A 13,413-nucleotide genomic window follows, 5' to 3' on the forward strand; every position below is an offset into this window, starting at 1 on the left:
AAAGTAATTTTTGTGAAGAAACCTACCGTGGAAGGAAAGCCCACGACAACTGCATCCCATCAAGACCGACTGCCCGATGCTCTCGACATAGGAGCCGTTCGCCTGCGCGTTCGCAACATGAAAACCGTGTACAAGTTTTACACCCGCGGTGTGGGGCTGCACGAGATCCTTTACGACGGCAAAGATATCTGGCTGGGTCTGGGTAACAAATTCTTAAACTACAATCCGCACCTGCGTCAGCCGGCGCGCACAGAAGCGGGACTCTTCCACGTAGCTGACACTCCGCATAATGTAGCGCTGTCTATAGTGAGCACCCTGTCACGCCACCAAGACCGCTACGTAGGTTTGGGCGATCACCTTGTCTCAGAAGCCTTCTACTTGGCTGCCCCCCCCGAAGGCAAGGGCGTAGGACTCTACCGCGACTGCCTTATTTTTGCGGGTATCGAATCCAGACGGGAGAACGCGTCCTTGAGTTTCAACGCCCCCCCGGAATAACCGGCTGAAAGTCAGTGGTAAGTAGCCGTTTACCTAGGTTTGGGGTCATTTTCGGTAATGGAGAGCGACAACCTGCCCCACACCATATGAGCTGGCTTATGCTGGGTCTATGACTGACTACCTAGACCACCTCATCACCGCACCGCGTACCGGTGCGCTCATTACCAACCGGGCAGGCGACGTTATGATGAGCGTCAGCACCCTGAACAAAGAGGGTAAAAAGTACCGCACCCAGATTTTTGCTATCGCGCAGGCGGGCACCGAACTCACCAAACCTGTAGCGCTCACCACCATTGAGAGCAACGCGAAGCTGCTGGCGCTTGCCGAGAACGGCGACCTTTACCTCACCCTCGACAAAGATATTGATGAAGCTGAATCGAAGAGCCTGAAAGGCATCTGGAAGTTGGGCAAGCGCGGCGAACCGCAGCTGGTTTTCAGTTACCCCGGTGGTATTAGCAACCTTCAGGTGCGCGACACCGCAGCGGGCAGACGGCTTATCTTCACTGCCCAGCATATTGCAGATTCACTCCAGGATCAGGCGCAACTTCTCGATGCCCGCGAGAAAAATGGTGCCAGCGCGGTACTCTACGATTCTTTTCCCACGCGTTTTTGGGATCACGATTTAGGGTTGGGCACCAAGGCACTCTACCTGATGGACGAAGGCTCTGAACCCCGCCGCCTTTCCCTGCCCACCGGTGTCCTTGAAGGGTATGAAGTATCACCGGATAGCACCCGTGCCCTGGTCACCCTACAGACAAAAGTGCGCGGTATTCACCCGCGATCTAGTGTTTATCTCATTGATTTAGAGCAGGACGCGCCCGCCCAGCTCATTGCCGAGGGCGAAGACCGGGCAGTCTACAGTGCTGGGGCATTTAGCCCCGACGGTTCGCGTGCTTTCATCTACCGCACTGAAATCTGGTTGCCGGGTCAAAGCCTCGACCTACAACTTTTCAGTTACACCTTCGCTACCGGTGCCCTAACACGGCAGGGCGCTGATGTTGATCGTTGGCCCAGCGACGCGCTATGGCTTGACGATCAGCGTTTTGCCTTCGCTACCGATCACCTGGGCGCGGGAGCAATTTTTGTGGGGACTCTTGATGGCGAAACCCGTCAGCTGATAGAAACTGGTACCACTCACTACTCCTCACTGGGCGCTGGCAACGGGCAACTGATCGCCCTGCGTGACTCCATTCTGCACTCGCCGGAACCTGTGATTATCAACCCCGAAACCGCAGAAGAAACTTTACTGCCCACCCCAGTGAAAACCCTGCGAGGTGCCGGAAAGCTCGAAAAAATCAAGACAGTTGCCGAAGACGGCACCACCGTCACCGCCTGGCTAGCACTACCCGAAACAGCTGAACATAAGCTACCTCTGGTGACCTTCGCCCACGGCGGCCCCTGGGGCTCGTGGAACTCTTGGACCTACCGCTGGAACCCCTGGGTACTTACCCAAGCAGGTTACGCCGTGCTTCTACCCGACCCCGCAATTTCCCTCGGCTACGGACGCGCCATGCTCGATCGCGGTGGGGACGCTATCGGCGACACCCCCTACACCGACATCATGGCTCTCATTGAAGTCGCCAGCGCCCGCACCGACATCGACGGCGACAACGCTGCCTTCATGGGAGGCTCCTACGGTGGCTACATGACCAACTGGGTAGCAGGGCACGCAGGCACCCGCTTCAAGTGCTACGTCACCCACGCGTCCTTATTCAACATGCAAAGCATGTACTTCACCACCGATAACGGCACGTGGCACGAATGGATGTACGAGCCTGAAAACGGTCAACGCAACTCCTACTCACCGCATGAGCACATCGAGAACGTGCAGGCACCGGTGCTCGTGATTCACGGCGACAAGGACTATCGCGTACCCATCGGGGAGGGGCTGGCGCTATGGGCTGCGCTCAACCGCCACAGCTCCCACCTCGGGCACAAATACCTCTACTACCCCGATGAGGGGCACTGGATTCTCAAGCCCGAAAACTCCCGACTCTGGTACCAGACCGTGCGCGCATGGCTTGATACCCACCTTTTAGGACGCGCCTTTGAAACGCCCAAGAACCTGGGATACACCGCACGTAGCGGCGAATGATTCCCTGTAGAGTTCTACCGCGCATCTTATAAAAGCAGGCGCTCGTTGGCTTCCATTATTCGACGGAAGTCAGCGAGCGCCTGATGCTCTTCTGGAGTATCTCACCGTGGCATCTTAGCTAACGGGCGGCTCTGTAGTTGCGGTACCTTGCAATGACTGAGCCGAGCGGTCCGAGATTCGCCATGACCCACAGGCAGTCCACCATAAAAACCAGCATGTAGAGGGTGCGGGTCAGTGATGAAGCGGTTCCTGCATCCACCAGCGCTCGCGTGTACCCGGTAGCCCCGAACAGAATGGCGGTTACTGCTACTAACCACACCAGTGCCCAGAGGAGTTCTGAGGTGCTTGAAGTGCCGGTGCGTAACCAGTATTGGGCGTAGAAACGATGAAGCGCGGTGGTGAAGGACGCGTTATGGACAGCGACGGCGGGGCTTCGGGTTTCTTGCTCGGCTTCGAACTCGTCGTGAAAACCGCCCTCGCTAAGTGCCTCCGGGGTGTCTTCAAGGTACAGGGGTTGGCTGGTTCCGGGGTTATGGGTAGGTCTGCTCACCTCACCATTGTCTCAGACCGCGGCAGGTAGGGAAACCGCGCTGCGTCCTGAAAGGCTGACAAACCCGGTTACCGGGGGATTGCTAACCGTGTGCCGATACAGAGACAGCAGGCGGTTGGGACATGATGGTAATCATGGGGTTCTTTGTGGTGTGAATGGTTCTTACGCTGTGGTGCGTAGTGGTTCAATGCACAGAATACTAACAAGCCGCGCTACCAAAAAAACGTGTACCGACAACCTGTGGATAACTTTTATAGCCCCCGTAAAGATCCTAGTCAGCCACTTGTGAATGGAAATAGAGTCAAAAGATTACCAGCTTCACATTCAGCCATATTTTTCGGTGTTAACCCACCCGCGGACCTTCGGGCTAAGCTAGTAAACAGTCCACCCCTGCAAAGAAAGTCAGAGGAAGTTTCTCATGTCTACCGCGCTCATCACCTACTTTGGTGCCTTCGAAGGTGTCGCCGAGAACCCCACCCAGCAGGTTGCAGAATACGCTCGTGCCCACCTTGAACAAACGCGTCCGCACCTTAACCTGGTACTTGCCGAGCTGCCGGTCGCCTTCGATACCTCAGCCAATGAGTTACGACAGCTCATCAAAGCCCACAAACCTGATGCTGTGATTGCCACGGGTGTTGCCGTGGGACGAGACAAAATCAGCCTTGAGCGCATCGCCATTAACTGCGATGACGCGCGCATCGCCGACAATGCAGGAGACCAGCGCCAAGATACCCCCATCATTGGTGGGGCTCCAGCGGCATACTTCAGCACCCTGCCCTACCGCGCTATCTTTTCAGAGCTGGGTAATACTTACCCCCTCGAAATCTCAAACACAGCAGGTACCTACGTCTGCAACCACGTCTTTTTTCACCTGATGCATACCCTAGCCGATACGGGTATTCCCGCCGGTTTCATCCATATACCGGCTATCGGTAACAGCTTAATACCCCAAACCCTCACCGCCCACCAAGATACCGGGGGAGTGGAGGGAAAAACAGTTCCGATGCTACCTCTTGAAACTGTTGGGGGCGTGCTCAGCCGCGCAGTAGAACTAACGTTAGACCCGATAGCTTCTTAAAACAGCTAAAGCACAAAAATGCCCTGCACTGTTACCAGCGCAGGGCATTTTCAAACCTAAAGGTTAGGGGCGGTCAATGTCCTTGGGCTTGTCGTACTGATAACCCTCAACTTTTGAGGGGAAGATCGACATCACGAAAGGTACGATTGAAAGACCCACGAAGCTGAGCAGGTAGAGCCAACCTGGGAAACCCGCATCTTGCAGGCGACGGAAGCCCAGACCCAGAGTCAAGACAGAGAAAATCAGCGCAACAAGGAGAAGTGCTGTGTAGAAACCAAAACCTGTCAGCATAGCAACAACGCCGGCGTCGGTCAGCTCACCGGATGAATCTGAGGTAGGTATCCCGGCAACGAAAGTTGCCACAGAACCGATGAGCAGTAGCATCAGCACAAGACCCATGCTTAACTGAACCCACCAATACTCTGAGCGGCTGGCACGGCCCGAAAAATGGAACATGTACTTAAACCAGTTTTTGTGTGCCTGCCCGAAGCCCACATGGGGGCGAGGCTTAGAAACATAACCAGCATTGCCGTACCCGGCAACACCGTAACCCGGTGTACTGTAGCCGCTATTGTAAGCGCCCTGTCCGTAGGGGTACTGACCACTGTAGGACGATGGCTGGCTGTCTGCGCCGGGGGCAACGTACGAATTCTGTACTGATTCAGTACGGTTGCCGCTTGGATCGTAGCTACCAGCGCTGTGGCTGCCGGTAGAAGATGACGGGTTTGACGATTCGGCTGACCCGCTGGCAGTTTCAGCTGGTTCTTGTGGAATACGGGGTTCGTAGGGGCTCTGCGAGGTCATTGATCCTTCCTCCAAGCTAGGGAAAATTTGTCCCTCACTATTTTACAGAGGTCTTTGCGGGGCACGAAAAAGGTGGCTGCCGCCCTGTGAGCGACAACCACCTTTAGTTAACCTTTTGCTAGAGACTAGCTACGGTTTTCTAGGTAGAAATCTACCAGACCCTGGGTTGATGAATCCTGCTGTGCCAGCACCTCGCGGTCACCTGCTACAGCCGGTGCAATTTCAAGGGCGAGCTTCTTACCCAGCTCAACACCCCACTGGTCGAAGGAATCGATACCCCAGACAACCCCCTGAACGAAGGTGATGTGCTCGTAGAGGGCAATCAGCTGACCCAAGACGGACGGGGTCAACTTTGACGCCATGATAGAGGTGGTGGGGCGGTTGCCAGTGAAGACGCGAGCGGGCACAATCTGCTCGGCGGTGCCTTCTGCGCGTACTTCGTCGGCGGTCTTGCCGAATGCCAGTGCCTGAGTCTGCGCGAAGAAGTTTGCCAGGAAGAGTTCGTGAACGTCCTGCTCGCCGTCCTTCGCCGGGTGTACGGGGTTCGCGAAAGCGATGAAGTCGGCAGGGATTAGGCGGGTGCCCTGGTGAATGAGCTGGTAGAAGGCATGCTGACCGTTGGTGCCGGGTTCGCCCCAGAACACTTCACCTGTCTCGCAGGTGACGGGGCTGCCGTCCATACGAACGCCCTTACCGTTGGACTCCATCGTGAGCTGCTGCAGGTAGGCAGGGAAGCGGTGTAGATACTGGTCGTAGGGCAGTACGGCGTGGGTGTGAGCACCCAGGAAGTTGACATTCCAAATGTTCAGCATACCCATGAGGGCAGGAACATTCTGGGAGAACTCAGTGGTGCGAAAATGCTCATCAATGGCGTGGAAACCTGCGAGGAAATCTTCAAAGACCTGCTGACCGAAAACGATAACCAGTGAGGTGCCGATTGCTGAATCAACGGAGTAGCGGCCGCCCACCCAGTTCCAGAAGCCAAAAGCGTTCTCGGGATCGATGCCGAATTCTGCAACCTTATCAAGGGCAGTAGAAACAGCGACGAAGTGCTTGGCAACGGCTTCAGTCTCTTCCTTACCCTCCAAAGCGCCAGCATCACGCAGCGCGTCCAGCAACCATTCGCGGGCAACGCGCGCGTTGGTGAGGGTCTCCAAGGTACCGAAAGTCTTGGAAGCAACAATGAAGAGGGTGGTCTCGGGGTCAAGATCAGCGACGGTTTCAGCAACATCGGTGGGATCGATATTTGAAATGAAGCGGGCGCTTAGACCCTCCTGCTTGTAGGGCTTGAGCGCCTCGTAGACCATGACGGGCCCCAAGTCTGAGCCGCCGATACCGATGTTGACGATGGTTTCAATCTTTTTGCCGGTGATGCCTACCCACTCGCCGGTGCGTACGCGCTCTGCAAAAGCATAGATTTTGTTGAGCACGGCATGAACGTCTTTATCAACGTTCTGACCATCAACAACGAGCTCGGGGGTCTTGGCTTCGGGGCGACGCAGCGCAGTGTGCAGTACAGCGCGGTCTTCGGTGATATTGATGTGCTCACCGGTGAACATCGCTTCGGTGTAGCCCGTAAGGTTGACGGCTTCCGCGAGCTTGCCCAGCAGCTCAACAGTTTCATCGGTGATGAGGTTCTTTGAAAGATCAACGTAGAGGTCGCCTGCGCGGTGGGTGTGCTTGGACGCGCGCTGCGGGTCGTTAGCGAACCATTCGCGAAGGTCGGGGGCCAGTGAATCGTGGTGGTCTGCAAGTGCCTTCCACTCTGAGGTGGTGGTTGCATCTGTTAGCTGTGAAAAGTCCATACTTCCATTTTGAACCCTCACCTCGTGAAAGAACTACCCCAAAGGGCAGAAACAGGCGCAAAACCTAAGAATTTTCCCTCACAAACCCATAAGCTCACAAAAATGTGGAGACTACCGTCACGTATAGGGTTGGGAAACGGAGCGAAATAGACCACTCTTTTTCTCATGCCACTGCCTAACTATTGCCTTATCAAGGGGCTTACCGTGATGAATCATGTATTGCTAACCGGTGTACCACTGTAGAAATGAGAGCGACGGTTAGATAAGGTAGAGGTACTGTTCCCTTTGAAAATTGAAATAAATTCAAAGGGATTTTTCGTGTGCCCCCGTTGTGAAGCTGCGGTGTGGTCCCGCGTCGATGGCCGGATAAACCTGCTTTCGGTGCTCGCGAGGCTAAGACGAAAAGACACATACGAAATATACAAGGAGATATAAATGACGCGTACAGTCAAAACGCCGCCTGGGGATCTAGCCCCCAACGGTTTGACCCGCGAAATGATGGAGAAAGTCGAATCTGGCGTTCTCGCTAAGCGAGTCTTCTGGCCCGCAACCATCATCATGGTCGCATTCATCGGCTGGGTACTGGCAATGCCCGACACCGCTCAAGAGATCTTCTCGGATCTCCAGAGCACCGTAATCGGTTACTTCGGTTGGTACTACGTAGCCCTTGTGGCATTCTTTGTGGTTTTCGCTCTCTACGTTGGTTTCTCCCGCTTGGGCGACGTGAAAATCGGTAGTGACGACGATGAACCTGATTTTAGCTTTCTGACCTGGCTTTCCTTCCTGTTCGCAGCAGGTATGGGTATTGGTCTGGTGTTCTACGGTGCTTCAGAGCCCCTCATGCACTACGTCAGCCCGCGTCCTGGCGTTGGCGGTAACGAAGCTCAGGTAGCTCAGGCAGCAATGAGCCAGTCCTTCTTGCACTGGGGTCTGCACCCCTGGGCAATCTATGTGATTGTTGGTCTTGCACTGGCATACGCTACCCACCGTCAGGGGTTGCCCCTTTCTATCCGCTACGCGCTCAAGCCTATTTTCGGCAAGCGCATTGAAGGCGGCTGGGGCGATGTAATCGACGTCATCGCTCTGGTAGGTACTCTCTTTGGTGTTGCAACCTCCATGGGTCTAGGCGTGATGCAGATTGCAGCTGGTCTGGGCTACATGAACATCGATGCCAACACCCAGCTGGGCTACGTTGCGATTATTGCTGTGCTAACCGTCGTTACTCTCATTTCAGTGGTGACCGGTCTTGAAAAAGGCATGAAGATCCTCTCTAACGGCAACCTGATACTGGCAGCGGTTGTCTGCATCTTTGTTTTGCTGGTTGGTCCCACCCTCTTCATCTTCCGAGAGTTTGTTGCTGCTATCGGTGCGTACTTGCAGAACTTCATCTCGCTGACCTTCAACACTCTGGCACTCTACGGCGATGAGGGTCAGCAGTTCCAGGCTGCATGGACCACCTTCTACTGGGGCTGGTGGATTTCATGGTCGCCCTTCGTTGGTATGTTCATCGCCCGCGTCTCTAAGGGACGCACCGTGCGTGAATTCGTGCTGGGCGTTCTGCTGGCACCCTCACTGATCTCATTCTTCTGGTTCACCGTCATGGGCGGTTCAGCTCTGTATCGCCAGCTCTTTCAGGGCGGCGGTCTGCTGGAGGAGGACGGCTCAGCTGTTGCAGAAAACATCCTCTTCCGTATGCTGGAGGGCATGCCCGCAAGTAGCGCCCTGATCATCGGTGCTGTACTGCTGATTATCATTTTCTTCGTGACCTCAGCTGACTCCGGTGCCCTGGTTCTGGGTATGATTTCAACCCACGGCTCACCCGAACCCAAGACCTGGATTCGCGTGTTCTGGACTATGGTTGCTGGTCTTGCCGCTGTTGGTTTGCTTGTTGCAGGTGGTACTGACTCACTGACTACGATTCAGACTGTCGCGATTCTCACCGCGCTGCCTTTCTCAGCCGTGATTCTGCTGATGTGCGCGTCCTTGGCTAAAACCCTGCGTCACGAACACAATCTCATTGTTCGTGCCCAGCGCCGCCAGACCCGCCGTGAAATTGAACGTGCGATCTCAGACCGCGTTGCCGATAACATCGATGAGATGGTGGCTTCAGAAGTGAAGACCAGTGTGTCAAAGGTTGTGGACGCGCGTGTTGAAGCGGCTGTCGATGCTGCCGTGGCAGACGCCGTGGCTGATGTTGATGCCCGCTTGGATAAGGTCGTCAACCAGGTTGATTTGCACAACGTTGCTATCGAGCAGATGACTGACACTCAGGCGCAACGCTTGCTGACTGCTGATGAAATCGCAGCTGACCAGGCTGCGAAGACTCAGAAGGATTCGAAGTTCCGCGCCCCCTGGAAGAAAAACTAAGCTTTTTACTTCCTAAAAATACACCGGCTGAGGGCGAGCCTACTGCTGTCATAAGCATTAGGTTCACCCTCAGCCGGTGTTGTTTTAAAAGGTGTAGCTCACCACACCTGCGGTATTTGTGGTGTACCTGATAGCTAGAAATCCCAGCCCAGTGGGTATGATATACCTAAAGCCTGCGGTTCTACGTGCCCAAAATCTTTGGCATGCCGCAAGCATCTTATATTTCCTAGAATAAAGCGAGACCCTAACGCATGTCTGAAAATACCGCATCACGTAGCGATCTACGCAACGTGGCTATTGTTGCCCACGTTGACCACGGTAAGACCACCATTGTTGACGCGATGCTCAAGCAGACCCACGCATTTTCATCCCACGCAGACGTAGAAGACCGCGTCATGGATTCCGGTGACCTTGAAAAAGAAAAAGGCATCACCATCTTGGCAAAGAACACCACCGTGTTCTACGACGGTCCCAGCACTAACGGCGAGCCGATCACCATTAACGTTATTGACACCCCCGGCCACGCTGACTTCGGTGGCGAGGTAGAGCGCGGTCTGTCAATGGTTGACGGTGTTGTACTGCTCGTGGATGCCTCTGAAGGCCCCCTGCCTCAGACCCGCTTCGTGCTGCGTAAGGCACTTGCCGCTAAACTTCCCGTGATTGTTGTGGTGAACAAGGTTGATCGCCCCGACGCACGTATCGACGAAGTGATCGGCGAAACTATGGACCTTCTGCTGGGTCTGGCATCAGACTTGGCTGACGAGGTACCCGATCTTGACGAAGAGTCACTGTTGAACGTCCCCGTTGTCTTTGCCTCGGGTAAGGCTGGCGCTGCGTCCTTGAACCAGCCCGCTGACGGTTCGCTGCCCGATAACGATGACCTTGAGCCTCTGTTTAAGACCATCATTGAGCGCGTTCCTGCCCCCACCTACAACCCCGATGAGGTTTTGCAGGCGCACGTCACCAACCTTGATTCTTCACCCTTCTTGGGTCGCCTGGCGCTGTTGCGTATTTTCAACGGCACCCTGCGCAAGGGGCAAACCGTAGCGTGGGTACGCCATGACGGTCAGACCAAGAGCGTTCGTATCTCTGAACTGCTTGCTACCAAGGCGCTTGACCGCGTGCCCGCTGAATCAGCTGGTCCCGGTGAAATCGTTGCGGTTGCAGGCATTGAAGACATCACCATTGGTGAAACCCTCACCGATCTTGAGAACCCCAAACCCCTGCCCCTCATCAAGGTTGATGATCCCGCGATCTCCATGACTATCGGTATTAATACCTCACCCTTGGCAGGTAAGGTCAAGGGCGCTAAGGTAACCGCCCGTCAGGTCAAGGATCGCCTTGATAAAGAACTGATTGGTAACGTCTCCATTAAGGTTCTGCCCACCCAGCGTCCTGATGCATGGGAAGTTCAGGGTCGTGGCGAGCTGGCACTGGCTATTCTTGTTGAGCAGATGCGCCGCGAAGGTTTTGAGCTGACCGTGGGTAAGCCCCAGGTTGTCACCAAGACTATCGACGGCAAGGTTCACGAGCCTATGGAACACATGATTATTGATGTTCCCGAAGAGTACTTGGGTGCAGTTACCCAGCTCATGGCAGCTCGTAAGGGTCGCATGGAGAACATGGCGAACAACGGCACCGGCTGGGTTCGCATGGAATTTGCTGTTCCGGCACGTGGTCTGATTGGCTTCCGCACCCAGTTCCTCACTGAAACCCGTGGCGCGGGTATCTCCAGCTCCTACGCAACCGGTTACGAGCCCTGGTTCGGAGACATCGAGTACCGCACCAACGGCTCAATGGTTGCTGACCGCCCCGGTGTTGTTACCCCCTACGCGATGATTAACCTGCAGGAGCGTGGCTCATTCTTCGTAGAACCCACCACAGAGGTTTATGAAGGCATGATCGTTGGCGAGAACTCCCGTGCAGATGACATGGAAGTAAACATCACCAAGGAAAAGAAGCTGACCAACATGCGTTCGGCATCTGCCGACAACTTCGAGAACCTGACCCCGCCGCGCAAACTGACCCTCGAAGAGTCACTTGAATTCGCTCGTGAAGACGAATGCGTTGAGGTTACTCCCGAGGCAATCCGCATTCGCAAGGTAACCCTGGACGCCAACGAGCGCGTCCGCGAGTACCGTCGCCGCGCACGCGCCTAAGGTCTAAACGCTTAGTGGGAACTTTCAGCAATGAGGGTTCCCACTTTTCGTTAACCGTTGAGTGCGTACAGCTCTGAAACAAGATGCTGACTGCTGAGCGCGGGCAGAGCCTATAAAATGGCGAAAGAGCAAAAACCTTTGTTGAGAGAAGAGACCCGTGAAGACAACACCGCTGGGTGAGAACACTGAGGTTCCCTACTACCCTGAGCAGGGCACGCAGGTGAGCGATGATGCCGTGTACTCCTTACTGCCCGAGGGGCTGAATAGTGAGGACGCACGGGTGCTTTTTGTGCATGCCCACCCCGATGACGAATCCACCTCTACCGGTGCAACCATGGGACACCTAGCTGCTGCTGGCGCGCAGGTGAGTCTGCTGACGGCTACACGCGGTGAGATGGGCGAGGTCATTCCCGAAGACCTCAAACACCTTGAAGCGTGGCATCCCGGCACTACTGACCGCGGGGTGGGGCTAGGGCGCGTCCGCGAACAAGAACTAACAGAGGCACTTGAAGTGCTGGGCGTGAAGCATCACGAGTATTTGGGGCAGGGGAGCGCACATGTTGAGGGGGCTCCTGAGCTTTACCGCGATTCGGGTATGGCATGGGGCGCTGATGGGCGAGCCACCGCTAACCCTGACGCCGCCGATGACTGCCTGACTAAACTCTCAGCTGAGGCGCAGGCGCAGGCAGTAGCCCAGCATATTCGTACCCTCGAACCGCAAGTGGTAGTGACCTACGATAACGGTGGCGGCTACGGGCACCCCGACCACGTACGAACCCACGAAGTCGTGGTGCGTGCGTTTGAGCTCTTGGGGGCGGACGCTCCCGCCCTACTCTGGGGGCTAGAAGGAGACTTCGATGCCCAAGACGCCCGTGTTCAGGCTGTTATTCGCGGAGATCACTCCCGCAAGCGTGAGGCGATGCGTGCCCACGTTACGCAGGTCATTATTATCTCTGACGATATTTTTGAATTCTCCAACCGGGTGCCGCAGAAGATCTCTGCCACCGAAACATACCGCCTGCTGGCGGGAAAGGGGTAGCGGATGCGACCTCATGAGCTTTCACCGGGTACAACCACTAGCGCTATCACTGCCACTGCACTAGGTCTTATCGTTGCCCTGGCAGGTACCATGTGGCACGGTTTTATCTACTATTTCTCTGCTAGCGTTTACCTGCCCTGGGGCGCTGTGCTTGCCCTGATTCTGACGTTTGCTGCTACCATTTGGTTGGTCTCACATACCCGCAGAGCCTGGACGGGTGGGGTGATGGGTTTCACCCTCTTTCTCGCCCTTATGTATATGGCGTTCGGACGCGCATCCGAGGGGTCGATGCTGGTATTTATGAATACTGAGTACGCACCGGGGGCTGCCGGCACGCTGTGGAGTATGGGCTCTTTAGTGTCTGTGGCAGCCGGAATTCTTGTTGCCGGTTTTGTAGGCGCGCGTTCCACAAGCGAGTCTGCCCGGCGCTAAAAGTTTCTGTATCAAGAACATGATGTATTGTCTGCCACTAAAATCTGTGCAAACTGGTTGAGCGGTTTAGACTGTAAAAGAAAATATCTGCATACCAGCGGTACCTCCGTCAGCAATTACCGACGCATCCGAGGTTCACCCGTTGTTGAAGAAGAAAGGCCGCGGCATGACTTACATTATTGCCCAACCCTGTGTTGATGTGAAAGATAGGGCATGCGTTGATGAGTGCCCTGTTGACTGCATCTACGAGGGTGAACGTTCCTTGTATATTCACCCCGATGAATGTGTTGACTGCGGTGCCTGCGAGCCCGTGTGCCCTGTAGAAGCTATCTACTACGAAGACGATGTACCCGAAGAATGGGCTGATTACTACAACGCCAACGTTGACTTCTTCGATGATTTGGGTTCACCCGGTGGAGCTGCGCGTTTGGGCAAGATAGAGAAGGATCACCCCATGATTGCTGCTTTGCCCCCGCAGAATCAGGACTAATATTTTTTTCAGCGTTGAGCTGGTTTCAAACCCGCCTAGGCATGTGCCGTAGGCGGGTTTTTTGTACCCGAAATATTCCGATGTGTAATCACTCATGTA

11 protein-coding genes are annotated in these 13,413 nt (G+C 55.1%); 8 read left to right on the forward strand and 3 right to left on the reverse strand.

All coding sequences use genetic code 11. The features are described from left to right. Nucleotides 1-27: 27 nt before the first annotated feature. Together JR346_RS03430 and JR346_RS03435 are read left to right on the forward strand one after the other, a co-directional pair. Complete coding sequence (locus JR346_RS03430) at nt 28-495, forward strand: hypothetical protein (protein ID WP_205483228.1); 468 nt, start codon at nt 28-30, stop codon at nt 493-495. Nucleotides 496-604: 109 nt separating this feature from the next. Then, nucleotides 605-2,590, forward strand: a complete 1,986-nt coding sequence (locus JR346_RS03435) for a S9 family peptidase (protein ID WP_205483230.1) — start codon at nt 605-607, stop codon at nt 2,588-2,590. A gap of 118 nt (nt 2,591-2,708) precedes the next feature. On the opposite strand, the gene JR346_RS03440 is transcribed toward JR346_RS03435, so the two are convergent. After that, entirely contained in the window at nt 2,709-3,140 is a 432-nt protein-coding gene (locus JR346_RS03440; RefSeq protein ID WP_204877091.1) for a hypothetical protein, read from the reverse strand. Nucleotides 3,141-3,558: 418 nt separating this feature from the next. Between JR346_RS03440 and JR346_RS03445 the strand changes: the two genes are divergently transcribed. After that, nucleotides 3,559-4,218, forward strand: coding sequence for a pyroglutamyl-peptidase I (locus tag JR346_RS03445; RefSeq protein ID WP_205483232.1), 660 nt, complete (start codon nt 3,559-3,561; stop codon nt 4,216-4,218). A gap of 63 nt (nt 4,219-4,281) precedes the next feature. Here JR346_RS03445 and JR346_RS03450 read toward each other — a convergent pair whose 3' ends face one another. Both JR346_RS03450 and pgi read right to left on the reverse strand, forming a co-directional pair. Beyond that, nucleotides 4,282-5,022 (reverse strand): DUF805 domain-containing protein, encoded by a 741-nt coding sequence (locus JR346_RS03450; RefSeq protein ID WP_205483234.1) that lies wholly within the window; start codon nt 5,020-5,022, stop codon nt 4,282-4,284. A gap of 125 nt (nt 5,023-5,147) precedes the next feature. Then, nucleotides 5,148-6,827: a glucose-6-phosphate isomerase gene (gene pgi / locus JR346_RS03455; protein WP_205483236.1), complete on the reverse strand. Its 1,680-nt coding sequence runs from the start codon at nt 6,825-6,827 to the stop codon at nt 5,148-5,150. A 435-nt stretch (nt 6,828-7,262) separates the two neighbouring features. Here pgi and JR346_RS03460 point away from each other — a divergent pair, with 435 nt between their 5' ends. From JR346_RS03460 to fdxA, 5 genes are all read left to right on the forward strand, one after another. Next, nucleotides 7,263-9,194, forward strand: coding sequence for a BCCT family transporter (locus JR346_RS03460; RefSeq protein ID WP_204877087.1), 1,932 nt, complete (start codon nt 7,263-7,265; stop codon nt 9,192-9,194). Nucleotides 9,195-9,445: 251 nt separating this feature from the next. After that, nucleotides 9,446-11,353, forward strand: a complete 1,908-nt coding sequence (gene typA / locus JR346_RS03465; protein ID WP_204877086.1) for a translational GTPase TypA — start codon at nt 9,446-9,448, stop codon at nt 11,351-11,353. A 157-nt stretch (nt 11,354-11,510) separates the two neighbouring features. Then, the gene (locus tag JR346_RS03470; protein ID WP_240334006.1) at nt 11,511-12,392 is read left to right on the forward strand and encodes a PIG-L family deacetylase; all 882 of its coding nucleotides are present in this window, start codon (nt 11,511-11,513) and stop codon (nt 12,390-12,392) included. A 3-nt stretch (nt 12,393-12,395) separates the two neighbouring features. After that, nucleotides 12,396-12,824 carry a hypothetical protein gene (locus tag JR346_RS03475; RefSeq protein ID WP_205483237.1) on the forward strand — a complete coding sequence of 143 codons (429 nt, stop codon included), beginning with the start codon at nt 12,396-12,398 and terminating at the stop codon, nt 12,822-12,824. Between the two features lie 166 nt (nt 12,825-12,990). Further along, the gene (gene fdxA / locus JR346_RS03480; RefSeq protein ID WP_204877084.1) at nt 12,991-13,314 is read left to right on the forward strand and encodes a ferredoxin; all 324 of its coding nucleotides are present in this window, start codon (nt 12,991-12,993) and stop codon (nt 13,312-13,314) included. Nucleotides 13,315-13,413: the final 99 nt, after the last annotated feature.

This window comes from Rothia sp. ZJ932, from assembly GCF_016924835.1.
In the GTDB taxonomy this organism is placed as follows: Bacteria; Actinomycetota; Actinomycetes; order Actinomycetales; family Micrococcaceae; genus Rothia.